We start from the raw sequence: 22,500 nt of genomic DNA on the forward strand, positions 1-22,500 counted from the left end.
GGGGCGCCCCCGGCCGGGGGGTTTCCCCCCCCCCCCGGGGCGCCCCCCACCCCCCCCCCCCCCGGGGGGGCCCCCCCCCGGGTGTCGGCCCACACCCCCTGGGGCGGACAGGGTGACGCCGTGGTTCCTGCGGTGCGGCGCCAGGCTCGCGTCGTAGGGCGTGGCGGGGTTCCAGGGCATCCGGCCGCGGTAGACGATCTCGTTCAGCAGGATCGCCTTGCGGGCCTCGTCGGCGCTGAGCAGGTCGCGCTGTAAGCGGCCGCCGGGGAAGACGAGTTGGTGCACGTTCTGGCCGAGGGCGAGCGGCCGGCCGCCGAGTTGCCCGGTCAGCAGCGGGCGGTCGTCGAGTTCGATCCGCTCCCGGTCGAAGCAGGTGGCGGCCGGCCGGGCGGCGAGGTCGCCGGCCGTGGTCTCGCCCGCGAAGGCGCAGTCCACGACGAGGGTGGCGTCGCCGCGCGGCGTGGTGACGACGAGGATCCGCAGGGACGCGAGGCCGAGGCCGTGGTCGCCGTGCGGCAGCCGCAGCCGGCGTGGCGCGACCTGTTCGTCGAGCAGCGCGGCGGGGAGCACGTCCTGGCTGGTCGTCCGGTCACGGGTGGCGGAGTCGGGCACCGTCGCGCTGGTGGACGTTCCCGGCAGCATCGCGTTCCTTCCGGACCGTCGGCGTCGGAGCGTCTGGTTCATACCCCGGGCGCGGATGGCGAACCGACGCGTCGGGGGGGGGGGGGCGGGGGGGGGGGGGCCCCCCCCCGGGGGGGGGGGGGCGGGGGGGGGGGGGGGGCCCCCCGCGACGTGGGTGGGGCCGGTCAGGCGAGCTTGGCGGTCAGGGTGATGGGCGTGGCCTTGAGGGCCTGGCTGACCGGGCAGCCGACCTTGGCCTCCTCGGCGGCGGCGAGGAAGGCCGCCTCGTCCATGCCGGGGACGGTGCCCTCGACGGTGAGGTGGATGCCGGTGATGCCCTCGCCGGGCTGGAAGGTGACGTCGGCGGAGGTCACCAGCTTGGTCGGCGGGGTGCCGGCCTTGTCGAGGATGTTGGAGAAGGCCATCGAGAAGCAGCTGGAGTGGGCGGCGGCGATCAGCTCCTCCGGGCTGGTCTTCCCGCCCGGCTCCTCGGTGCGGGCCGCCCAGGTCACCGGCTGCTCGGCGAGGATGGCGGAGGAGTCGAAGGTGACGACGCCGTTGCCCTTGAAGAGGTTGCCTTCCCAAACGGTGTGTGCGGAGCGCGTGGCTGCCATGTCGCATCCTTTCGATGAGTATCCGGAAACCGTGACCGGTTCCCGGCCACCATCCGATCACACTCCGGTTCAACTCACGCGGAAGACCGGCCCTCTGGCGCTGAACGGCAGCCGCGCCCCTCGCGGGATCAGGTACGCGTGCTCGCGCCGCACGCGCAGGACGTCGCACCAGCCGTCGGTGATGATCAGGACGGGCGCGCCGGGCGGGAAGTCGTCGGCACGGTGCAGCAGGTCGATGCCGGGTTGCAGGACGGTGCCGCCCCGGCCGTGCACGCGCACCCGGCCGGCGATCTCGGTGACCGGCAGATAGCCGGCGTCGTGCGGGGCAGCGTCGCAGAACACGACCCGGGCTGCCGGTACGTCCCGGGCCTCGGCGTAGGAGGCGATGGCGCCCAGTGCCTTGCCGAGCAGGACGCGGTCCATGGAGCCGGAGGTGTCCAGGACCACGCCGAAGGTGCAGCGGGCGATCTCCTCGGGCGGGAAGTACCGCCCCGCGCGGGGGATCCCGGGGGTGGCCGCCTGGCGGCGCGAGGGGCGGGCGAAGGACCGTACGGGCTCGGGGCGGGGCACGAACTCGTCGAACCAGCGGGCGAGCCGCGCGTCCCACGGCAGCGGCGGGTGGCTGAGCGCGCGGATCTCGTCGACCAGGCCGCCGGGCAGGAAGCCGCGCTCCTGCCGCTGGTGCAGGTCGAGTCCCTGGGCGAGGCCGCGGCGGTAGAACCCGTCCAGGTCGACGTAGTCGCGGGGCGGGCCGAGCGGCGCGCCGAGGACGTCGCCGGCGCCCTTGCCGCGCGGGGTGGCCAGCCGGCGCATGCGGCGCAGGTCGCCGGCGATCCGGTCGTAGACCTCCTCCGCGGACAGGCCCGCGAGCTGCGGGTCGTGCAGCAGCCCCTCGGGCATGGTGCCGACCTGCATCTCGGTCAGCCAGCCGTTGATCACGTAGTCGCAGGCGATGTTGAACAGGTAGGGGTCGCGGGTGCCGCAGCGGTCGCCGTGGCGCAGGGCGGCGTGCAGCATCTCGTGGGCGAGGACGAACCGCCACTCCTCGTCCTCGAACTGGCGCAGCGGGTTGACGTAGATCTCGCCGGCCTCGGCGTTGACGGCGGCGATCGCGATGCCGTGCGCGCGGGCGAGTTCGGCGTCGGCGACCAGCTTGATGCCGGAGGCGATACCGCCGAGCAGCGGGTAGGAGGAGATGAACCAGCTCAGCGCCCGCTGCCAGGGCCGCAGCCGGGGCGCCTCGCCGTCCAGGCTGTCGCGGCGGCCGCCCGCCATGTCCATCGCGGCGGACACGGTCCGAGTCAGGGAGGTGGCGAAGGCCAGCTGCCAGTCGGTCGGCCGGGACCAGCCCAGCCACGGCACCAGCACCTGGTCGGGCTCGTCGCCGGCCGTACCGCAGCGCTCGTACACGGCGGGCAGTCCGTCGCGTCGCCAGCGGGCGGCGAGCTGCTCCTCGTCGCCGTCCGGGTAGGAGGCGGGCAGGTGCTCCGGGGTCTCGCCGACGGTGAAGCCGAGCAGGAAGCGGTTGACGACGACGCAGCGGGCGGCGAGGTCGTGGCGGTCGGGCTGGACGCGGTCGCCCTTGACCGCCGGGACGTGCCCGAAGCCGAGGTGGAGGACGGCGTGCGCGAGTGCCCACGCCCAGGCGGCGGGCTCGGCGAGCCGGTCCGGGTGGACGTGCAGATCGCCGTCGGAGTCGACGACCACGAGTCCGTGGCGGGGCGCGAGGCGGCACTCCTCCTGGCGGCAGACGTCGAACTCCACGGCGGCGAGGGCGGGGTTGGTCCGCATCAGCCGCATTCCCTCGGCGAAGGCCTCGCCCGCGAGGTCCCGCTTCTTCTTCCGCCGGTCCTTGCCGTGGCCACGGCTCACCGGCGTGCCTCCACCAGCCGGGGCATGTCGCGCGCCGCCTCGACGAGGAACCAGGAGGGCAGCACGGGGTTGCCGTCGCTGTCGGAGGCGATGACGGTCTGGGCGACCTCGACGGATATCTCCGCGAGCTGCACCAGGAGCGACTTGGCGCGGTAGGCGGTCTGGCGGCCGTTCGCCGACATGTGCTCCTTGCTCGCGGGCAGTTCCTTGATCAGGCGGCCGCGGAAGGAGTCGGCGAGGTAGAAGAGCAGGTCGCGGTCCTCCGGACGGTTCGGCCAGCGGGCGTCGCCCTTGAGGATCGCCTCGATGCCGAACCGGCTGCGCACGATCTTGACGTAGCCGCAGAAGGCCTGCGCGTGCGCGGGCGTCAGCGTGCCGTGCGCGAGCACCCGCAGCGTCTCCTCGTCGAGGTCGCGACCGAAGGAGTGCAGGGCGTCGGAGAGCATGTGCCAGGAACGGGGCGTGGAGAACGGCTCCTCCGTCTTCGGCGGCTTGGACCACAGGTGGTCGCGCCGGTCGGTGAGGTGGTCCACGATCCAGGGGTGGATGCCGTGCCCTGCGGCCCAGACGAGCCAGTCCGTCGCGGACGCCTCCAGGTGCACGTGGGTGAGGCGGTTGACGAGCGCGGAGGCGATGGGCCGGGCGAGCGCGTTGTCGGTGGCGCGGTTTCCGGCGCCGATGACGATCGAGCCCTTGGGCAGTTCGTAGGTGCCGATACGGCGGTCGAGGATCAGCGAGTAGAACGCCTTCTGCACGTCCGGCGTGGCCGCGTTGAGCTCGTCCAGGAACAGGCAGTACGGCTCGTCCCGGGCGATCGCCTCCGGCGGGCAGAACACCGAGCGCCCCTCGCGGATCTGCGGTACGCCGATGAGGTCCTCGGGCGCCAGCTGGGTGCCCAGCAGGCTCACGCACTCCAGGCCGAGCGACTCGGCGAACGCCCGTACCAGGGAGGACTTCCCGATGCCGGGAGCGCCCCAGATGAAGACCGGCCGGACGGTGGCGAGACCGAGCAGCAGCTCCGGGATGCGGGCGGGAGTGACGGTGACGGCGGCCTGCAACGCAGGTTCTCCTCGAAAGGGGTGTGGGAAGACGAACCGCACCAGTGTGTGCGTACGGCTTTCCGGGCGCAGCCCAATTTCAGGCGGCGCGTTCCTCGCTGCTCACCATCGGCACCTGGGGGCCGTCCGACTCACGCATCCAGCGGCGCAGTACGCGGTGGACGTGTTCGGCGCCGACAAGTTCCTCCCCCTCGTCGACCGGCGCGGAGAAGCCGAGCGGCGACAGCAGGAAGGGTCTGCCCTGTTCACCGCCGAGTCCGCCGTGGGAGCCGATCTGCTCCTCGAAGGCGAGGACTTCGCCGTCGGCCGGGTCGTGGAAGGAGTTGACCATGATGTCGGCGGTGTGCGGGAAGGAGTGCGTGCGGCGTACCGCGTCTGCGGCGCCCGGCCCGAACGCGGCGAGCGGGCCCGGGTTGTCTTCGAGGTCGGCGAGCGGTATCTCGGCGCCGTACGCGCCGAGGACGACCCCGCCGTGCTCGTCGCTGCGCACCAGCAGGAAGCCGATGCCGGGGTGGTTGGCGAGGGTCGGCAGCAGCGCGGGGTGGCGGGCGTCGATCTCCTCCTTGCTCATGCGGTGCGTGACGTCCGGGAAGGAGACCAGGCCGAGGTTGCCGGAGGCCAGCACGATCGGCTCCGAGCGGCGTGTGGGGCGGTGCTGCTCGCCGTGCTCCTCGACGGGGATGCGCAGGGCGGCGCGCACGGCGGCGCGGGCCTCGGTCCCGCTGCGGGTGCGCTCCGCGCGGCGCGGCACGGGCAGTCCGCAGCCGGCCCGCACCAGGTCGCCGAGGGTGAGCCCGTAGCGGGAGCGGAAGGTCTCGCCGGGGCTCTGGCCGTGGTCGGACAGCACGACGATCCGGTACGGGCGCGGGGCGTGCTCGGCGACCTTCTCGATCAGTGCGAGGGAGCGGTCGAGGCTTTCGAGGACCTTCTGCGCGTCGCGGCTCGCCGGGCCGGAGTGGTGGGCGACCTCGTCGTAGGCCACGAGGTCGGCGTAGACGGCGGTGCGGCCGACGAGCATGTCGCCCGTCACGGCGGCCACGACGACGTCCCGCTCGACGACGGTCGCGAAGGCCCTCACGAGCGGGTAGAGGCCGCCGCGGGAGACGCGCGGGCGCTGCTTGGCGAGGCGGGCCCGGGTGGACTGGCCGATCTCCCGGCCCACCTCGGCGGCGAAGGACAGGGCCGTGCGCACGGCGTTGGCCGGGTCGGAGAAGTAGGCGAAGTAGCCCGCCCGGGAGCGGTTCTCCCGGCTGCGGCGGCCGGCGATGGACAGCACGAGGGCCTGTTGTCCGGCGCCGCCGCTGAAGAGGTTGCCGCGGCTGGCGCCGTCGACGGCGAGCAGGCCGCCGTGCCCCGCGTATCCGGCGGCGCGGCGCTGGAGTTCGGCGGCGCTGGTCGGGCGGTTGCAGACGACCACCTCGCGGGTGTCCTTCTCGTACCAGCGGAACGCCGGGACGTCGTGGTTGCTGCCGTGCAGGATGCCGAGCTGGCTGGCGCCGGTCTGGCTGGACCAGTCGGTGCGCCAGGGGATGAGCCGGTGGGTGGGGCGCGCGCCGTCGCCGATGTCGAGCCAGCGGGCGACGGTGGGCATCAGGCCCTTGCCGACCGCGTCCAGCAGGACGTCGTGGCCGACGCCGTCGAGTTGCAGGAAGACCGTGCCGGGGCTGGCCGGGCAGGGCGGTCCGGACCTGCGACGACGGCGGTCCGAGAGGCGGTACAGCCGGCGGCGGTAGGCGTCGTCGTCGCGCACGGCCAGGGCGGCGCCGGTGGCGGACGCCACGGCGGACATGACGGCGGCGACCACGACGGCGGTCTCCGGGGCGGCGGTGCCGCGCTCCCCGGGGTCGAGGCGCAGCGCGAGCAGCAGCAGCGCGCCGTTGAGGAAGAACACCAGCAGCCCGAGCACGAGCGCCGGTACGAGGAGCAGGAGCCGAACGAGCAACGGCCAGACCACGGCCGACAGCAGACCGAAGGCGCCGGCACCGAAGGCCGCCGTGACGGCGATGTCGGTCGCGCTGTCGCCGTCGGCCGAGCGGAGCCGGAAGTCCGGCAGGATCCCGGCGAGCACGAGCATGGTGAGGGTGGAGACCGCCCACACGGCGACGCTCCGCCCCACCTGACTGGCGACCCGCCGCCACCGCACGCCCCGCACGCCCAGCCACCTCACGTCCCGGCCCGTCCCGACCACGGGCCCTCACCCACAGTGCCACAACGCCCCGGGTACGCCCGGTGTCCCCCGAACCGTCGCGTCAGCGCCCGTCGTAGCCGGCGGTCGGCATCGACAGCCGGCGGTGCACACACGCCTTCATCGCCGCGTCGTACGCCGGCTCCGCGTGCCCCACCGTCTCGACCCGCACCCCGCGCCGCACGCACTCCTCGGTGAACTCCTCGACGGAGGCGAGCGCGCTCTCCAGCACTCTCCGGCTGGGCGCCACGAACAGGTCGAGGCCGGGCCGGACGCCGTCCCACAGCGCGCAGTGGTCGGGACGCAGCCCCCGGACCAGTAACTCGCGGCTGATCACATAGCCCCGCTCGGCGGCCCAGCGGGCGCACATCGCGTGCTGGCTGCGGGAGTCGACCAGGAACGGATCGTCGTCGAGCTCCTCCAGCGGCGTCAGACTCGCGATCGCCGTGACCCGGACCGGCACCATGGCGTCCCCCTCACCTCCGGTTTCGCCGCCGACCCTACTCCTGCACGTAGGCTTCGGGGAGTCGCGCGAAGGAGGCAAAGAAGTGCCGGTGGAGATCACCTGGTGGGGTCACGCCACTTGCACGGTCGAGGACTCGAACGTACGCGTGCTCACCGATCCGCTGTTCGCACGCCGGCTCGCGCACCTGCGCCGCCGGCGCGGGGACCTGCCGCCTCCCGGCGCCCACCAGGCGGATGTCGCGCTGGTCTCGCATCTGCACGCCGACCACCTGCACGTGCCGTCGCTGATGCGGCTCGCTCCGGGCACGCACCTGCTCGTGCCCCGAGACGCGCGCCGGGCGGTGCCGGGCCTGCGCCGGCTCGCGCACCTGCGGGTCAGCGAGGTGGCACCCGGGGACGAGATCCCGGTCGGTGACATCGTCGTACGGGCCGTGCCCGCCCGGCACGACGGGCGGCGGCTGCCGCTCGGACCGCACCGCTCCCCCGCGCTCGGCTACGTCATCGCCGGCGAGGCCCGGACGTACTTCGCCGGGGACACCGGGCTGTTCGACGACATGGCCGAGGAGGTCGGGCCGGTCGAGGTGGCACTGCTGCCGGTGGGCGGCTGGGGGCCGTACCTGGGCGAGGGACACCTGGACGCGGGGCGGGCGGCACAGGCGCTGGCGCGGCTGGCACCGCGCAGTGCGGTGCCGGTGCACTACGGCACGTACTGGCCGATCGGGATGGACGCCGTGCGCCCCCACGAGTTCCATGCGCCGGGTGATGAGTTCGTGCGGCTCGCGGCGCGGCACGCGCCGGGCGTGGCGGTGCACCGGCTCGGGCACGGGGAGAGCGTGCGCCTGGAGGTCGCGCGGTGATCTCGACCGCGCCCGTGGCGCAGGCCGCGATACCTCTGCTCGCGGCGTCGGCCGTCACCCCGGCGACCGTCGTGCCGGAGTCCACGCAGCAGGCGATCGGCTATCCCTCGCTCTTCCTGCTGGTGCTGATCGGGGCGCTGGTGCCGGTGATCCCGACGGGTGCGCTGGTGAGTTCGGCGGCCGTGGTCGCCTTCCACCAGACGGCGCCGTTCTCGCTGGCGATGGTGTTCGTGACGGCGTCGCTGGCGGCGTTCCTCGGGGACACGGCGCTGTACTGGCTGGGGCGGCGCGGGATGAAGTCGAAGAACGGCTCGCGCTGGCTGGCGGCGATCCGGGCGCGGGCGCCGGAGGACCGGCTGGAGCAGGCGCAGACGAAACTCGCCGAGCACGGCGTGGCGGTGCTGGTGCTGTCCCGGTTGGTGCCGGCGGGCCGTATCCCGGTGATGCTGGCCTGCCTGATGGCGAAGTGGCCGATGCGGCGCTTCTGGCGCGGGAACCTGCCGGCCTGCCTGGCCTGGGCCGTGACGTACCAGTTGATCGGGATCCTCGGCGGGTCGCTGTTCGACGAGCCGTGGGAGGGCGTGGTCGCGGCGATCGCGCTGACCTTGGTGATCAGCGCGGTGCCGAGTGTGGTGCGGCGGGTGCGATAGAGGTCAGTCCCCGGACAGCACCCTTGAAGCGCCGACCGGCATGTCCCACAGGTTCTCCCGGGGCAGGCCTGCCTTCTGCCAGGCCGCCCGTACCCGCGTGAGGGGCTCCAGGACCGGCTCCGCCGACAGGACGAAGGCGGCCCAGTGCATGGGGGCCATCCTGGTCGCTCCCAGGTCCTGGGCGGCGCGGACCGCCTCCTCCGGGTCGCAGTGGACGTCGCTGAGCCACCAGCGCGGGTCGTAGGCGCCGATGGGGAGGAGGGCGAGGTCGATGCCCGGATAGCGGCGGCCGATGCGGGAGAACCAGTGGCCGTAGCCGGTGTCGCCCGCGAAGTAGAGGCGCTGCCCGTGCCGGTCGGTCAGGACCCAGCCGCCCCACAGGCTGCGGCAGGTGTCGGTGAGGGTGCGCTTGGACCAGTGGTGGGACGGGACGAAGTCGAAGCGGACGCCGTCGAGTTCGGCCGCCTCCCACCAGTCGAGCTCCGTGACGTGGGTGAAGCGGCGGCGGTGGAACCAGCGGGCGAGGCCGGCCGGGACGAACACGGGGGTGTCGCGCGGGAGCCTGCGCAGCGTGGGGGCGTCCAGGTGGTCGTAGTGGTTGTGGCTGATGACGACCGCGTCGACGCGCGGCAGCTCCTCCCAGGGGACGCCCACGGGGGTGATGCGGGCCGGGGTGCCGAGGATCCGGCGGGACCAGACCGGGTCGGTGAGGACCGTGAGCCCGCCGATGCGCAGGACCCAACTGGCGTGTCCCGCCCAGGTGACGGCGACCGTGCGGGCGTCGACGCGGGGCAGCGGGCCGGGGGCGTAAGGGAGCCGGGGGATGTCGGCGAGGCCTTCCGGGCTCGGTCTCAGGGTGCCCTCGCGGGCGAAGCGGGCCACGGCCCGCAAACCGGGGAGCGGGGCGGTCAGCCGGTCGTGGAACGTGCGCGGCCACACCCGGCGTTCGGCCAGTGGTCTCGGTTCGGCCAGCGGCGGGTACGGGGGCGCGAGGGGGGACGGGAGGGCCGCGTCATCGGTTTCCCCGGTGGTCGTGCTCGCGGTCGACTCGGACTGCTGCGTCATCGAGGAGGCTCCCATCGCTGAGCGTCGTCGCGGAGATCGTCGAAGGCCGACCTCAGTTGGATCAACGAGCGTTGCACGTGCGGCAGTTCCAACGGCGTGGGTGAGGTGAGGCATTCCGCGCGTTCCGTGTCGGAGCCGGCCAGCAGTGCGCCGGTCGAAAGGCGCACGCGCGGGGCTTCGAGCTCGTCGCCGAAGCGGTGCCCGCCCGGCGCGGGCATGCCGAGGCGGGCGGCTAGGAAGTCCTCCAGTTCCTGTGCGTCGCCGACGTCGTGCGCGGTCAGCGCGGGGCTCAGCGGAGCGAGGTCGACGTACAGATGGCGGCCGGCCTGCGGGGGCCGGGCGAGGGCGCCGGCGGCGACGACGGCGGCGTGCGCCTCGGCGGCCAGGCGCGCGTGCAGGCGCACGGCGGTGGCGACGCGCGCGGTGACTGCTTCCGGTTCCCGCAGGGCGTAGGCGGCCGCCGAGGCGATGGGAGCGGCGACCTGGGCATCGAGCGCGGTGAGGACGTCGAGCACGCGCGCGTGGAGGGCGTCGGCGTCCTCGCCGGCCGGGAAGCGGGCCACGGCGGCCGGCCAGCCGGGCGGGAGCAGGGCACCGGCCAGGTCGGTCACGACGGTGACCCGGTCGGGCAGCATCTCGGCGGGGCTGAGCAGCACGGTGTCGTGCGGGTCGTGCAGGGTGTCGCGCCAGGTCTCGTCGCTGACCAGGTGCAGGCCCTCCCCCTGGGCGGCCTCCACGGTCTCGTGCAGCAGCTCGGGAGGGGCGACGGTGGCCGTGGGATCGTCGGCGACCGACAGCACGAGCAGGCGCGGATCACCGCCCTCGGCGCGGAGCCGGCGCACGGTCTCCAGCAGGGCGTACGGGTCGGGCACACCGCCGCTCTCCGGCGGGATCGGCACGTGGAAGGCGGGGCGCCCCAGCAGGCGCGCGTACGGCGCCCACCAGGCGGCGCAGGGTCTCGGCACGAGGACGTCACCGCCGAGGGCCGCGGTCAGGGCGAGCAGCAGCGCGGGCGCGCCGGGCCCGGCGGCCACCCGGCCGGGGTCGCAGTGCAGTCCGCGCCGGTCCCAGTAGCCGCAGGCGGCCTCCCGCAGGGCCGCTCCCCCGCCGACCGGCTCGTGGTCCCCTCGGGACGCCGCGGCGGCGAGCACGGCGGACAGCTCCGGCAGCACGGGCAGTCCGTCCTCGGGGAGCGGCGGCCCGAAGCGGACGGGGCCGTGGCCTTCCGGGTCCGTCCGCCGCATTCGTACCTCCGCAGTGCCTGGTGCCGTGTCCTGTCGCCCTCGCCCGTGCCCTCGGCCACTGAGTACCCACGGCGCCGCCGCACCATGGGCGCCCGGCCGGGTCGTGACGGTCACAGCATGAGCGGGCCGGGCCGGGGAAGCGGGGGGCGTGCGGGGCGGTGGTGCGCGCCGTGCGTCAGCGGTACGGGTCGGTCTCCCGGTTGCGCAGCCGGTGCACGGCGGCGCCGAACGCGCCCGCGATCAGCACCCCGCCCGCGACCAGGGCGGGCAGGGAGTCGGTGAAGGCACCGCCGTCGCCGGCGCGTACCCCGCGCGGGACGACCACTCCTGCGCACTCGGTGTGGTGGTGCCGCGGTTCGCCGTGTGATGCGTCGTGCGGTTCGTCGGGGCAGGGCTTGTGGGTGGGCCGGTGAGAGGGCTTGTGAGTCGGCTTGTGAGAGGGCTGAGACGGCTTGTGGTGGCCACCGCCGTGGGCCACCGTGAACGTCGCGCTCCACTGTTTGCCCTCCCCGCCGGGAGCGGCCGGGCAGGCGCCGTCGACGGTCCACGCCGAGTCCTCGCCGAGGGCGTCCGGATCTCCCTCGAAGTTCTCCGCGGGAGCGATACGGGCCGTCCCCCGATAGACCGGGCCGGACACCTTGTCGTCGTTGCCGTTCACCTTGCGCAACGGGACCGTGCCCTCGTCGAAGGCCTGCGAGGTCGCGTCGATGCTGTCGGGCGGCGACCCCCCGGTCGGATCACAGCTGACCGAGATGGTGAGCGTCCCCCCGGGCTCCACGGTGGCCGGACTGACCTCGGCGGCGGGTTCGGCGGACACGACCGGCGCGAAGCCCACCAGGGCGGAGCCGGCCAGGACGGCGACGGAGAGTGCGTGGCGGGTGCGGCGCATGGAGCGAACTCCTTCGGGCGACGGCAGAAAAGCCCTTCTGCCATCACAGCCAGCCCCCTACTACGCCGCGCGCGGCCGGACCCCAATTGGCGGGACGGTGCCACTCAACCGGGTGAATCGGAGCACCTCAGCGCTACGCCACATCCCGCATGACCTGCTCCCGAACCCGCCCACAGCACCGACTGATCAGCCGGGACACGTGCATCTGCGAGATCCCCAGCTCCTCGGCGATCCGGCTCTGCGTCATGTCCCCGAAGAACCGCATGTACAGAATCGCCCGCTCCCGCTCCGGCAGCGCCGCCAGCCGCGACTTCACCGCCTCACGGTCCACGACCGTGTCCAGCGCCGGATCCGGCGACCCGAGCGCGTCGCTCAGGGAGTACCCGTCCTCGCTGCCGGGCAGCTCCGCGTCCAGGGACAGGGCGGTGAAGCTCTCCAGGGCCTCCAGGCCGACCTTGACGTCCTCCTCGCTCATCTTCGCGTGCTCGGCGATCTCCGCCACCGTGGGCCGCCGGCCCGAGATGGTCTGGGACAGGTCCTGGGAGGCGAACCGGACGCGGTTGCGCAGGTCCTGGACCCGGCGAGGTACGTGCAGGGTCCACATGTGGTCGCGGAAGTGCCGCTTGATCTCGCCGGTGATGGTGGGCACGGCGTAGCTCTCGAAGGCGTTGCCGAGCTCGGGGTCGTACCGGTCGACGGCCTTGACCAGACCGAGGGCCGCGACCTGGCGCAGGTCCTCGAAGCTCTCGCCGCGGCTGCGGAAGCGTCCGGCGAGGCGGTCGGCCATGGGCAGCCAGGCCTCGACGATCTCGTCGCGGAGCGCGTCGCGCTCGGGTCCGTCGGGCAGTGTGGCGAGCTTGCGGAAGGCGTCGGCGGTGTCGGGGGCGTCGTCGTGGGGGTGCTGCTTCGCGCTGGTGTGGATCGGCATGATGCGTCGCAATTCCCTTGCTGGTGCTCTGGGTTGGACGGTCACCGTGGGAGCGCGTCGACTGGGTGCGGACCAGGAGCGCCGGTGGCGGCGCGATTCGCCGCTCCCACGGACGTGCCTCCTGTCCGAAGCACTGAGATGCGCCTGCCCCCGGGTCCCACCCGCAAACCCGGAGAGGTTTTCCACCGTCGCGCAGGGTGACTCGTACAGCTGGCTCTGTCCCCATACGTCCGGGAGGTCGTACATGAGCACCAAGGTCTCCGACCACGTCCTTGAGCGGCTGCGCGAGTGGGGGGTCGAGCAGGTCTTCGGCTACCCGGGCGACGGCATCAACGGCCTGCTCGCCGCATGGGGCCGGGCCGAGAACGAGCCCCGTTTCGTGCAGTCGCGGCACGAGGAGATGTCCGCGTTCCAGGCGGTCGGATACGCCAAGTTCAGCGGCCGTCTCGGGGTGTGCACGGCGACGTCCGGGCCGGGCGCGATCCATCTCCTGAACGGCCTGTACGACGCCAAGCTGGACCATGTTCCGGTACTGGCGATCGTCGGCCAGACGCACCGCACCGCGATGGGCGGCTCCTACCAGCAGGAAGTGGATCTGCACACGCTGTACAAGGACGTCGCCTCCGAGTTCGTGGAGACGGTGACGGTGCCGGAGCAGCTGCCCAACGTGCTGGACCGGGCGATCCGCACCGCGTACGCGCGCCGCTGCCCCACCGCGATCCTCATCCCCGGTGATGTGCAGGAGCTCGACTACTCGCCGCCGACGCACGAGTTCAAGATGGTGCCCTCCAGCCTGGACCGCAGTTCGTGGACGGCGGTTCCCTCCGACGACTCGGTGCGGCGGGCCGCCGAGATCCTCAACTCCGGTGACAAGGTGGCCATCCTGGTCGGCCAGGGCGCGGCCGGCGCGCGGGCCGAGGTGGAGCGGATCGCCGAGCTGCTCGGCGCCGGTGTCGCCAAGGCGCTGCTCGGAAAGGACGTCCTCAGCGACGAACTGCCGTACGTCACCGGCTCGATCGGCCTGCTGGGCACGCGCCCGTCGTACGAGCTGATGCGGGACTGCGACACGCTGCTGACCATCGGGTCGTCGTTCCCGTACACCCAGTTCCTGCCGGAGTTCGGCAAGGCGCGGGGTGTGCAGATCGACATCGATCCGCACATGGTCGGGATGCGCTACCCGTACGAGGTGAACCTGGTCGGCGACGCGAAGGCCACGCTGGAGCGGCTGATCCCGCTGATCGAGGAGGGGCGCGGGCGCGAGTGGTACGACACGGTGTGCGCCAATGTGACGCGCTGGCGTGACGTCATGGAGCGCCGGGCGGGGCTCGACGCCGACCCGATCAATCCGGAGTACGTGGCCCGCGCCCTGGACCCGCTGCTGCCGGACAACGCGATCGTCGCCTCCGACTCGGGCTCGACGGCGAACTGGTACGCGCGGCACCTGACCATGCGGCCGGGCATGCGGGGCTCGCTCTCCGGCACGCTGGCGACGATGGGCTGCGGGGTGCCGTACGTGATCGGCGCGAAGTTCGCGCACCCGGACCGGCCGGCGATCGCGCTGGTGGGCGACGGGGCGATGCAGATGAACGGGATGGCGGAGCTGATCACGGCGGCGAAGTACCGCCACCAGTGGGAGGACCCGCGGCTGGTGGTCGCCGTGTGGAACAACCAGGATCTGAATCAGGTCACGTGGGAGATGCGGGCCATGGAGGGCGCGCCGCAGTTCCTGCCGTCGCAAGCGATCCCGGACGTGCAGTACGCCGCGTTCGCGCGTTCCCTGGGGCTGACCGGCATCCGGGTGGAGAAGCCGGAGGACGTCGAGGCGGGCTGGCGTGCCGCGCTGGAGGCGGACGGTCCCGCGGTGGTCGAGTTCCTGACCGATCCGGCCGTCCCACCGATCCCGCCGCACGCCACCTGGGAGCAGATGGAGGCGACCGCCGCGTCGATCCTGAAGGGCGACTCGGACCGGGGGTCGGTGGTCAAGCAGGGCTTCAAGGCGAAGATGCAGGAGTTCCTGCCGGGGCGTGAGAAGAAGTAGCGGTCGCGGCCGCGGGGGGCACGCCGGCCGGTTCGCGCCGGTCGGCGTCGTCCTGCGGCAGCAGCAGTTCCTCGTAACGGCCCAGCACCAGCACCACTCCGAGCATGAACAGCGGAATGAGCACAGCGAGCATCGCCATGACGTGTCCTTCCCCAGAGATGAGTGGGGGGTGTGATCCGGGTCTCCCGCAGGCCGTGGCGCAAACCAGTGCGGACGGCATCGATCCAGGGTGACGAGCCTGTGTCGGCTCGCGGTGTACGGGTACGCGGTGCGGACCCCCGAACGTCTGGAGGGAGACATGCAGCGAGGCAGCGACCGGCTGAGCGTCCACCGTGACGACGAGATGAAGCATGAACTCCAGGGGCTGCTCAGGTCCGGGCACCCCACCCGCAGCGAGGAGTGGCACGACCCGGAGCCGGCCGCAGAGGACGACCCCGAGGTCGCGTACGGGCCGGTGACGCCGAGCCGTGCGCCGACGTCCCTGGAGTCGGTGCGTCTGGAGCTGGCCCGGATCCTGGGCCGCCGGGTGTTCCCCGCGAGCGCGCGCGACCTGGCCCGCGAGCTGCGCGGCCACCAGGCGCCCGACGCCCTCGTGGAGGCCCTGGAGCGGCTGCCGCGCCAGCAGCGCTACGGCAATGTGCAGGAGCTGGCCCAGGCCCTGATCCGGGCCCGGGAGACCGGACCGGAGGAGTACGCGTAGGGACCGCACCGGGCGCACCGCGGGCGGGCCGGCCCGCCCGCGGTGCGCCCGCCGGACGGGGGACGGAGGGAGGGCCTTCAGTGATGGCCGAGTTGGTGAAGGACGTGATGACCCCGGGTGTGGTCGCCGTACGCCCGGACGCCTCGCTCGTCGAGGCGGCGCAGTTGATGCGCACCCAGAACATCGGCGACGTGGTGGTGGCCGAGGGGCAGGACGTGATCGGCGTGCTCACCGACCGTGACATCACGGTGCGGGCGGTGGCCGACGGTGCCGACCCGATGACGGTGAGCGTGCAGGCGGTGTGCACGCCGGATCCGGTGACGGTGACGCCGGACGATCCGGTGACGACCGCGGTCACGCTGATGCGCGAGAACGCCGTGCGCCGGCTGCCGGTGGTGGAGAACGGGCTGCCGGTGGGGATGGTGAGCCTCGGCGACCTGGCCGAGGCCGAGGACCCCGCGTCGGCGCTCGCGGACATCAGCCGCGCCGAGCCGGACGCCCAGGGAGGTGCGTAAGCATCGATCAGGCGAAGGAGATCAGTGCCACCGGCGTCACAGTAGATGTCGGTGACGCCACGACCCGCTACCTGCTGTACGGGCTGCTGCCCAGCTGGTTCGTGCCCAGGGTGGCCGACTGGGTGATGCACCGGCGGACTCGCATCGAGGACACGGCGGGCACCAAGGAGTCGTTGATCCTCCCCCACTGCCTTAAAGGCGTGGGAGGTGCCCCCAGCTGATGATGGCCGAGGTCGGCATCCCGATCGCGCTGACGCTGCGCTACGAGGTCAAACCGCTGCTGCTGAGCGTGCAGCTGGGCGGGGCCGCGGTGCACGAGGCGACGGCGCTGTGGGACGTCCGTACGGCCGTCGACAGCGAGCGGGAGGTCAAGCCGGTCGAGCAGCACATCCACAGCTTTCTGGAGTCGCTGCCGTTCGGGGCGCTGGCCTCCCTGATGTGCCTGCACGCCGACCAGGTGAAGTCGCTGCTGCGCGGCGGCCGCGGGGACCCCGACGCGTGGCGGCTGGTGCCGCGCCGGCGGCCGCTGTCGCGCGGCTATCTGGCGGGCATCGCCGCGGCGATCGGCACCTGTGTGCTGCTGCCGTACGGCGAGGAGTTGCTGCGGTGCGTGCGCACGGGCCGCAGGAACCGCAAGAACGAGAAGAACGCGAGGAGCGACGCGGCGCACTGGACTGCCGCACGCTCCGGGAAAGGACGTTGAGCATCATGCGTATCGCATTTCTGGTGGCACCCGAAGGCGTCGAGCAGGTCGAACTGACCGATCCGTGGCAGGCCGCGAAGGACGCCGGTCACGAGCCCGTGCTGGTGTCGACGAAGCAGGGGGAGATCCAGGCGTTCAACCACCTCGACAAGGCGGACACCTTCCCCGTGGACGAGGTCGTGGGCGAGGCCGCGCCGGGCTCGTTCGGTGCGCTGGTGCTGCCGGGCGGCGTGGCCAACCCGGACTTCCTGCGGATGGACGACAAGGCCGTCGCGTTCGTCCGGGACTTCTTCGAGCAGGGCCGCCCCGTGGCCGCGATCTGCCACGCGCCGTGGACGCTGGTCGAGGCGGACGTCGTACGCGGCCGGTCGCTGACCTCCTGGCCGAGCCTGCGGACCGACATCCGCAACGCGGGCGGCACCTGGGTCGACGAGCAGGTGAAGGTCTGTGACCACGGTGCCAACAAGCTGGTCACCAGCCGTAAGCCGGACGATCTGAAGGCGTTCTGCGAGACCTTCCTCGACGTCTTCGCCAAGGAGGCCGCCTGATGGCTTCTCCCGCCGACCGGAAACAGGAGCAGCGCGAGGCGCTCAGGGCGGACGATCCGGCCGGCGGGCCGCTCACCACCGACCAGGGCGTCGAGGTCGACCACACCGACGACTCCCTGGCGGCGGGCGAGCGCGGTCCGACGCTGATGGAGGACTTCCACTTCCGGGAGAAGCTCACCCGCTTCGACCACGAGCGGATCCCGGAGCGGGTGGTGCACGCGCGGGGCGCGGGCGCGTACGGCTATTTCGAACCGTACGAGTCCTGCGCGGAGTTCACCCGCGCGGCGTTCCTCCAGGACCCGGCCGTGCGGACGCCCGTGTTCGTACGGTTCTCGACCGTGCAGGGCCCGAAGGGCTCGGCGGACACCGTGCGGGACGTGCGCGGCTTCGCGACCAAGTTCTACACGTCGGAGGGGAACTACGACCTGGTCGGGAACAACTTCCCGGTCTTCTTCATCCAGGACGGCATCAAGTTCCCCGACTTCGTGCACGCGGTGAAGCCCGAGCCGCACAACGACATCCCGACGGGCGCGTCCGCGCACGACACCCTGTGGGACTTCGTGTCGCTCCAGCCCGAGACGCTGCACGCGATCATGTGGCTGATGTCGGACCGGGCGATCCCGCGCAGCTACCGCATGATGCAGGGCTTCGGCGTGCACACCTTCCGGTTCGTCAACTCGGACGGCAAGGGCACGTTCGTGAAGTTCCACTGGAAGCCGCGGCTCGGCGTGCACTCGCTGGTGTGGGACGAGGCGCAGGAGTGCCAGGGCCGCGATCCGGACTTCAACCGGCGTGATCTGTGGGACGCGATCGAGGCGGGCGAGTACCCCGAGTGGGAGCTGGGCGTGCAACTCGTGCCGGAGGAGGACGAGTTCGCGTTCGACTTCGATCTGCTCGACCCGACGAAGATCATCCCGGAGGAGCAGGTGCCGGTACGACCGATCGGTCGGATGGTGCTGGACCGCAACCCGGAGAACTTCTTCGCCGAGACCGAGCAGGTCGCCTTCCACACGGCGAACGTCGTCCCCGGCATCGACTTCACCAACGACCCGCTGCTCCAGGCGCGGAACTTCTCCTACCTGGACACCCAGCTGATCCGGCTCGGCGGGCCCAACTTCTCGCAGCTGCCGGTGAACCGGCCGGTCGCGCCGGTGCGCAACAACCAGCGTGACGGCTATCACCAGAGCGCGATCCACTCCGGCACGAACTACTTCCCGAACTCGCTCGGCGGGGGCTGCCCGGCCCACGCGGGCGCCGGGGGGAGTGCCTACACGCATTACGCCGAACGGGTGGACGGCCACAAGATCCGGCGCCGCAGCCCCAGTTTCCAGGACCACTACAGCCAGCCGGCGATGTTCTGGAACAGCATGGCGGACTGGGAGAAGCAGCACATCGTCGAGGCGTTCCGGTTCGAGCTCGGCAAGGTGGGCGCGATGACCGTGCGGGCGCGTACGGTCGAGCACCTGGCCAAGGTCGACGGGGAGCTGGCGGTGCAGGTGGCGCGGGGTGTCGGGGTGCCGGCGCCCTCCGGTGCGCAGGCTCCGAACAAGCAGGCCTCCCCCGCGCTCAGTCTCGAGTCACTGCGCGGGGACGGTTCGATCCGGACCCGGCAGATCGCGGTGCTCGTCAGCGACGGGGTGGACGCCGAGCAGATCGCCTCCGTGCGGGAGCGGCTGGCCGCCGAGGGGGCGATCGTCGAGGCGCTGGCCGCGACGGACGGGACGCTCACCGGTTCCGACGGTGAGACGTACGCGGTCGACCGTGCGCTGCCGACCGTGGCGTCCGTGCTGTACGACGCCGTGCTGCTGCCCGGCGGGCCCGTCGGCACCCCGCCGACGGCGGCCGACCCGGACGTGGTGCGCTTCGTGCGGGACGCCTACCGGCACGGCAAGCCGGTGGGCGCGCTCGGCTCGGGCGTGGGCGTCCTGTCGGCACTGGAGCCCGAGGGACTCAGGGTGTCCACGGAGTTCCAGCGCGTGGTCGCGGACCAGGGCGTGGTGACGGACACGTCGCCGGGTCCGGCGAGCGAGGAGTTCCTGAACGCGTTCGTGGCGGCGATCGCGGCGCATCGGCATTGGGGTCGGGGGCCGGTGCGGGGCTGAGGCCGGGAGGCGGGCTGCGGTCGTGCCGGTGCGGCGCCCTGGGGGGCTGGGCCGCGGTTGTGCCCGTGCGGCCGGGAGCCGGGCCACGGTTGTGCCCGTGCGGTCCGGCTCGCGTTGTTCTGCTGGGACCCCGTCCGCCTTGTCCGGTGCTGTCTGGTTCGCGTGGTGCCGGGCCTGACCGGCTCGCGTCGTGCCGGTACGGTCCGCTCGCGTCGCGCCGGTGTCGTCCGGCTCGCGTGGTGCCGGGCCTGACCGGCTCGCGTCGTGCCGGTGGCGTCCGGTTCTGTTTGTTCCGGTGCTGTCCTGTGCGGGGCTCAGGTGCCGGGGGTCGTGGGAGTCGTCGACTCCCCGCTGCCCCGCTCCCGGGCCCCTTCGCGTGTGCGGCCCGCGGCCACCGGGCGGCGTGGGTTGCGGCGCAGGTACTCGCCCTCGAGCTGCGCCATGCGCTCGTTGTGGGCCCGCAGCGCGTCGTTCGAGCCGTAGAGCAGCGTGTCGTGGCGCGTGCGGTGGATGGTCTCCAGCTCCTTCATCAGCTGCTGGTCGTCCAGCCGATCAGGGTCCACTCCGGTCATGGTGTTGCCCCGCTCGTCGTGTTCGTTCATGCGGTCCGGGTACCCGCCCGGGGAGCAACTGAGCACTACCCCCGAGCGGCATCCGGGAGGGAGCCATGGATCTCGCCTTTCTGCACCCACTGTACGAACACCCCGGGCCTTGGGCCTCGGTGTACGTCGACACCTCCCGGCATACGGAGGACACCCCCCACGAGCGGCAGCTCACGGCCCAGGCGATGGCCAGGCAGCTGGCCGCCCAGGGCGCGGACGAGGCGACCTGCCGGGCCGTACAGAGCGCGATCGAGGACCTGCGGCACTCCTCCGAACCGCACGGCCGGGCCCTGTTCGCCCGCGCCGGCGAGGTGGTCCTCGACCCGCCGCTGGCCCGTCCCCCACAGGGGGGCGACTGGGCCGAATGTGCCCCGCTGCCGCGTGTCACGCCGCTGCTGGAGCTGGCCGGCGAGGACCCGGTGTGCGTGGTGGCGTACGTCGACCGCAAGGGCGCGGACTTCGAGCTGCGCAGCGCACTGGGCAGCGAGGGCGCCGGAAGCGTCACCGGGCGTCAGTGGCCGGTGCACCGGACGAGCTCCGTGGACTGGTCCGAGCGGCATTTCCAGCTGCGGGTGGAGAACACCTGGGAGCACAACGCCGCGGAGATCGCCGACGCGCTGGCCGTGTGCCAGGAGGAGACCCGCGCCGACCTGCTGATCCTCGTCGGTGACGACCGTGAGCGACGGTCCGTGCACGAGCGGCTGCCCAAGCGGCTGCACGACCTCGTCGTCGAGGCGCCGCACGGCAGCGGCAGCCGGCTCCTCGACGAGGACGTGGAGCGCGCCCGCGCCGAGCATGTGGCGCGGCAGGCCCAGGCGGAGCTGGAGCGGTTCCGGGCGGCCCGGAATCCGGACGACGAGGGCCGGGCCGGGGCCGTGGAGGGCGTGCCCGCGCTGGTCGAGGCGGCGCGTGAGCACCGCATCGACGAGCTGCTGATCAGGCCGGACGGGCCGGACGCGCACCGCGAGGTGTGGATCGGCGAGGACCCGGACCAGCTGGCCGTGCGGCGTACGGACCTGAAGATCCTCGGCGAGCAGCACTCCTGGCCGGCCCGGGCGGACGATGCGTTGATCCGGTCGGCCGTGGCGACGGACGCGGCGGCACTGGCCGTTGCGGAGCGAGAGGTTCCGGCCGGCGGGCTCGGGGCGTTGCTCCGCTGGAAGTGATCAGCTGGGCGGGCTTCTGTCCGCCCGTTCACCTCGCCCGTTCCACCCGGCGTTCGTCCCAGACCGGTTCCGGGGTCTCCCGGACCCGGCCGTCACTGCCGAAGACCAGGTAGCGGTCGAAGGAGCGGGCGAACCAGCGGTCGTGCGTGACCGCGAGTACCGTGCCCTCGAAGGCCTCCAGGCCCTCCTGGAGCGCCTCCGCGGACTCCAGGTCCAGGTTGTCGGTCGGCTCGTCGAGCAGGAGCGCCGTCACGCCCTGGAGCTCCAGGAGGAGGATCTGGAAGCGGGCCTGCTGGCCCCCGGACAGGCGGTCGAACGTCTGCTCGGCCTGGTTCGTCAGCTCGTAGCGGCGCAGCCGTGACATGGCCGCGCCGCGGTCCTGTGCGTACTCCTTCCACAGGATGTCGAGCAGCGTGCGGCCCTCCAGCTCCGGGTGCGCGTGCGTCTGCGCGAAGTGGCCGGGTACGACCCGGGCTCCCAGCTTCCAGTTGCCGGTGTGCGCCACGTCGTCGCCGGCGAGGAGGCGCAGGAAGTGGGACTTGCCGGAGCCGTTGGAGCCGAGGACGGCGACGCGTTCGCCGTAGAAGACCTCCAGGTCGAAGGGCTTCATCAGGCCGGTCAGCTCCAAGCCCTCGCAGGTGACGGCCCGGACGCCGGTGCGGCCGCCCTTGAGCCGCATCCTGATGTCCTGCTCGCGGGGCGGCTCGGGCGGCGGCCCGGCCTCCTCGAACTTGCGCAGCCGGGTCTGGGCGGCCTGGTAGCGGGAGGCCAGCTCGTGGCTGATGGTCGCCGCCTGACGCAGGTTCAGCACCAGCTTCTTCAGCTGGGCGTGTTTCTCGTCCCAGCGCCTGCGCAACTCCTCGAAACGGGCGAAGCGTTCGCGGCGGGCTTCGTGGTACGTGCCGAAGCCGCCGCCGTGCACCCAGGCGTCGGCGCCGGTCGGGCTCGGCTCCAGGGAGATGATGCGCTGGGCCGCGCGGGCGAGGAGTTCGCGGTCGTGGGAGACGAAGAGGACGGTCTTGCGGGTCTCGTTGAGCCGTTCCTCCAGCCAGCGTTTGCCGGGGACGTCGAGGTAGTTGTCGGGCTCGTCGAGGAGGAGCACCTCGTCCGTGCCGCGGAGCAGGGCCTCCAGGACGAGCCGCTTCTGCTCACCGCCGGAGAGCGTGCGGACCTGTCGCCACTGCGCCTTCTCGTACGGGATGCCCAGGGCGGCCGTGGTGCACATGTCCCACAGCGTCTCGGCCTCGTAGCCGCGGGCCTCGGCCCAGTCGGCGAGGGCCTGGGCGTACTTCAGCTGGGCGGCCTCGTCGTCGACGGTCATGATGGCGTGCTCGGCGGTGTCCACGGCGTGGGCCGCCTCGCGGATGCGGGGCGTGGCGACGGACACGAGCAGGTCCCGTACGGTCGTCTCGTCGCGTACGGACCCGACGAACTGCCGCATCACGCCGAGTCCGCCGCCGACGGTGACGGTTCCGCCGTGCGGCTTGATCTCACCGGCGAGCATGCGGAGCAGGGTCGTCTTCCCGGCCCCGTTGGGCCCCACGAGGGCGACGACGGCGCCCTCCCCGACCCGGAACGACACATCACCGAGCAGCGCCCTTCCGTCGGGTAGGTAGTACTCCAGATGCGCGGCTTCGAGGTGACCCATGGGCGCGATTCTGTGCGGCGACGGCGCGCT

General features: G+C 72.7%; 20 protein-coding genes and 2 pseudogenes. 9 read left to right on the plus strand and 13 right to left on the minus strand.

Annotated features, from left to right (window positions below; all coding sequences use genetic code 11):
• From ACIBNA_RS20320 to ACIBNA_RS20345, 6 genes and pseudogenes are all read right to left on the minus strand, one after another.
• Positions 1-642: pseudogene (locus tag ACIBNA_RS20320) on the minus strand (hypothetical protein); the annotation flags it as partial.
• 164 nt (positions 643-806) lie between these two features.
• Positions 807-1,235 carry an OsmC family peroxiredoxin gene (locus ACIBNA_RS20325; RefSeq protein ID WP_399166557.1) on the minus strand — a complete coding sequence of 143 codons (429 nt, stop codon included), beginning with the start codon at positions 1,233-1,235 and terminating at the stop codon, positions 807-809.
• Between the two features lie 69 nt (positions 1,236-1,304).
• Positions 1,305-3,035: a hypothetical protein gene (locus tag ACIBNA_RS20330; RefSeq protein WP_399166636.1), complete on the minus strand. Its 1,731-nt coding sequence runs from the start codon at positions 3,033-3,035 to the stop codon at positions 1,305-1,307.
• Between the two features lie 68 nt (positions 3,036-3,103).
• Complete coding sequence (locus ACIBNA_RS20335) at positions 3,104-4,165, minus strand: ATP-binding protein (protein ID WP_399166558.1); 1,062 nt, start codon at positions 4,163-4,165, stop codon at positions 3,104-3,106.
• A gap of 79 nt (positions 4,166-4,244) precedes the next feature.
• A complete protein-coding gene (locus ACIBNA_RS20340) occupies positions 4,245-6,317 on the minus strand; it encodes a phage holin family protein (protein WP_399166559.1) in 2,073 nt (690 codons plus the stop codon).
• Between the two features lie 97 nt (positions 6,318-6,414).
• Positions 6,415-6,816 carry a hypothetical protein gene (locus ACIBNA_RS20345; RefSeq protein WP_399166560.1) on the minus strand — a complete coding sequence of 134 codons (402 nt, stop codon included), beginning with the start codon at positions 6,814-6,816 and terminating at the stop codon, positions 6,415-6,417.
• A gap of 82 nt (positions 6,817-6,898) precedes the next feature.
• Here ACIBNA_RS20345 and ACIBNA_RS20350 point away from each other — a divergent pair, with 82 nt between their 5' ends.
• Both ACIBNA_RS20350 and ACIBNA_RS20355 read left to right on the plus strand, forming a co-directional pair.
• Entirely contained in the window at positions 6,899-7,672 is a 774-nt protein-coding gene (locus ACIBNA_RS20350; protein WP_399166561.1) for an MBL fold metallo-hydrolase, read from the plus strand.
• 29 nt (positions 7,673-7,701) lie between these two features.
• Positions 7,702-8,322, plus strand: coding sequence for a DedA family protein (locus tag ACIBNA_RS20355; RefSeq protein WP_399166637.1), 621 nt, complete (start codon positions 7,702-7,704; stop codon positions 8,320-8,322).
• A 3-nt stretch (positions 8,323-8,325) separates the two neighbouring features.
• Here ACIBNA_RS20355 and ACIBNA_RS20360 read toward each other — a convergent pair whose 3' ends face one another.
• The 4 genes from ACIBNA_RS20360 to ACIBNA_RS20375 all read right to left on the minus strand — a co-directional run bounded on the left by ACIBNA_RS20360 (position 8,326) and on the right by ACIBNA_RS20375 (position 12,448).
• A complete protein-coding gene (locus ACIBNA_RS20360) occupies positions 8,326-9,387 on the minus strand; it encodes an MBL fold metallo-hydrolase (protein WP_399166562.1) in 1,062 nt (353 codons plus the stop codon).
• Positions 9,384-10,631, minus strand: a complete 1,248-nt coding sequence (locus tag ACIBNA_RS20365) for an aminotransferase class I/II-fold pyridoxal phosphate-dependent enzyme (RefSeq protein ID WP_399166563.1) — start codon at positions 10,629-10,631, stop codon at positions 9,384-9,386. The genes ACIBNA_RS20360 and ACIBNA_RS20365 overlap by 4 nt, the downstream gene beginning before the upstream one ends.
• 175 nt (positions 10,632-10,806) lie before the next feature.
• Positions 10,807-11,520 carry a hypothetical protein gene (locus tag ACIBNA_RS20370; RefSeq protein WP_399166564.1) on the minus strand — a complete coding sequence of 238 codons (714 nt, stop codon included), beginning with the start codon at positions 11,518-11,520 and terminating at the stop codon, positions 10,807-10,809.
• Positions 11,521-11,653: 133 nt separating this feature from the next.
• Positions 11,654-12,448 (minus strand): RNA polymerase sigma factor SigF, encoded by a 795-nt coding sequence (locus ACIBNA_RS20375; protein ID WP_399166565.1) that lies wholly within the window; start codon positions 12,446-12,448, stop codon positions 11,654-11,656.
• Positions 12,449-12,692: 244 nt separating this feature from the next.
• Here ACIBNA_RS20375 and ACIBNA_RS20380 point away from each other — a divergent pair, with 244 nt between their 5' ends.
• Entirely contained in the window at positions 12,693-14,486 is a 1,794-nt protein-coding gene (locus tag ACIBNA_RS20380; protein WP_399166566.1) for a thiamine pyrophosphate-requiring protein, read from the plus strand.
• Here the strand turns inward: ACIBNA_RS20380 and ACIBNA_RS20385 are convergent.
• On the minus strand, positions 14,440-14,625 hold the full coding sequence (locus ACIBNA_RS20385) for a hypothetical protein (RefSeq protein ID WP_399166567.1): 186 nt from the start codon (positions 14,623-14,625) through the stop codon (positions 14,440-14,442). The genes ACIBNA_RS20380 and ACIBNA_RS20385 overlap by 47 nt on opposite strands.
• Before the next feature lie 159 nt (positions 14,626-14,784).
• On the opposite strand from ACIBNA_RS20385, the gene ACIBNA_RS20390 reads away from it, so the two are divergent.
• The 5 genes and pseudogenes from ACIBNA_RS20390 to ACIBNA_RS20410 all read left to right on the plus strand — a co-directional run bounded on the left by ACIBNA_RS20390 (position 14,785) and on the right by ACIBNA_RS20410 (position 19,054).
• Positions 14,785-15,186: a DUF2795 domain-containing protein gene (locus ACIBNA_RS20390; protein WP_399166568.1), complete on the plus strand. Its 402-nt coding sequence runs from the start codon at positions 14,785-14,787 to the stop codon at positions 15,184-15,186.
• Between the two features lie 83 nt (positions 15,187-15,269).
• Entirely contained in the window at positions 15,270-15,701 is a 432-nt protein-coding gene (locus tag ACIBNA_RS20395; RefSeq protein WP_399166569.1) for a CBS domain-containing protein, read from the plus strand.
• Positions 15,702-15,703: 2 nt separating this feature from the next.
• Positions 15,704-16,404 (plus strand): annotated as a pseudogene (locus ACIBNA_RS20400) (diguanylate cyclase).
• Positions 16,405-16,409: 5 nt separating this feature from the next.
• Positions 16,410-16,952: a type 1 glutamine amidotransferase domain-containing protein gene (locus tag ACIBNA_RS20405; protein WP_399166570.1), complete on the plus strand. Its 543-nt coding sequence runs from the start codon at positions 16,410-16,412 to the stop codon at positions 16,950-16,952.
• A complete protein-coding gene (locus ACIBNA_RS20410) occupies positions 16,952-19,054 on the plus strand; it encodes a catalase (RefSeq protein ID WP_399166571.1) in 2,103 nt (700 codons plus the stop codon). Before ACIBNA_RS20405 ends, ACIBNA_RS20410 begins: the two co-directional genes overlap by 1 nt.
• Before the next feature lie 314 nt (positions 19,055-19,368).
• Here ACIBNA_RS20410 and ACIBNA_RS20415 read toward each other — a convergent pair whose 3' ends face one another.
• The gene (locus tag ACIBNA_RS20415) at positions 19,369-19,656 is read right to left on the minus strand and encodes a DUF6158 family protein (RefSeq protein ID WP_184990696.1); all 288 of its coding nucleotides are present in this window, start codon (positions 19,654-19,656) and stop codon (positions 19,369-19,371) included.
• Positions 19,657-19,721: 65 nt separating this feature from the next.
• Here ACIBNA_RS20415 and ACIBNA_RS20420 point away from each other — a divergent pair, with 65 nt between their 5' ends.
• Positions 19,722-20,822, plus strand: coding sequence for a Vms1/Ankzf1 family peptidyl-tRNA hydrolase (locus ACIBNA_RS20420; protein ID WP_399166572.1), 1,101 nt, complete (start codon positions 19,722-19,724; stop codon positions 20,820-20,822).
• Positions 20,823-20,850: 28 nt separating this feature from the next.
• On the opposite strand, the gene ACIBNA_RS20425 is transcribed toward ACIBNA_RS20420, so the two are convergent.
• Entirely contained in the window at positions 20,851-22,470 is a 1,620-nt protein-coding gene (locus tag ACIBNA_RS20425) for an ATP-binding cassette domain-containing protein (protein ID WP_399166573.1), read from the minus strand.
• Positions 22,471-22,500 lie beyond the last annotated feature (30 nt).

Source organism: Streptomyces sp. NPDC050164 (genome assembly GCF_044459945.1).
GTDB classification, from domain to species: Bacteria; Actinomycetota; Actinomycetes; order Streptomycetales; family Streptomycetaceae; genus Streptomyces; species Streptomyces coeruleorubidus_A.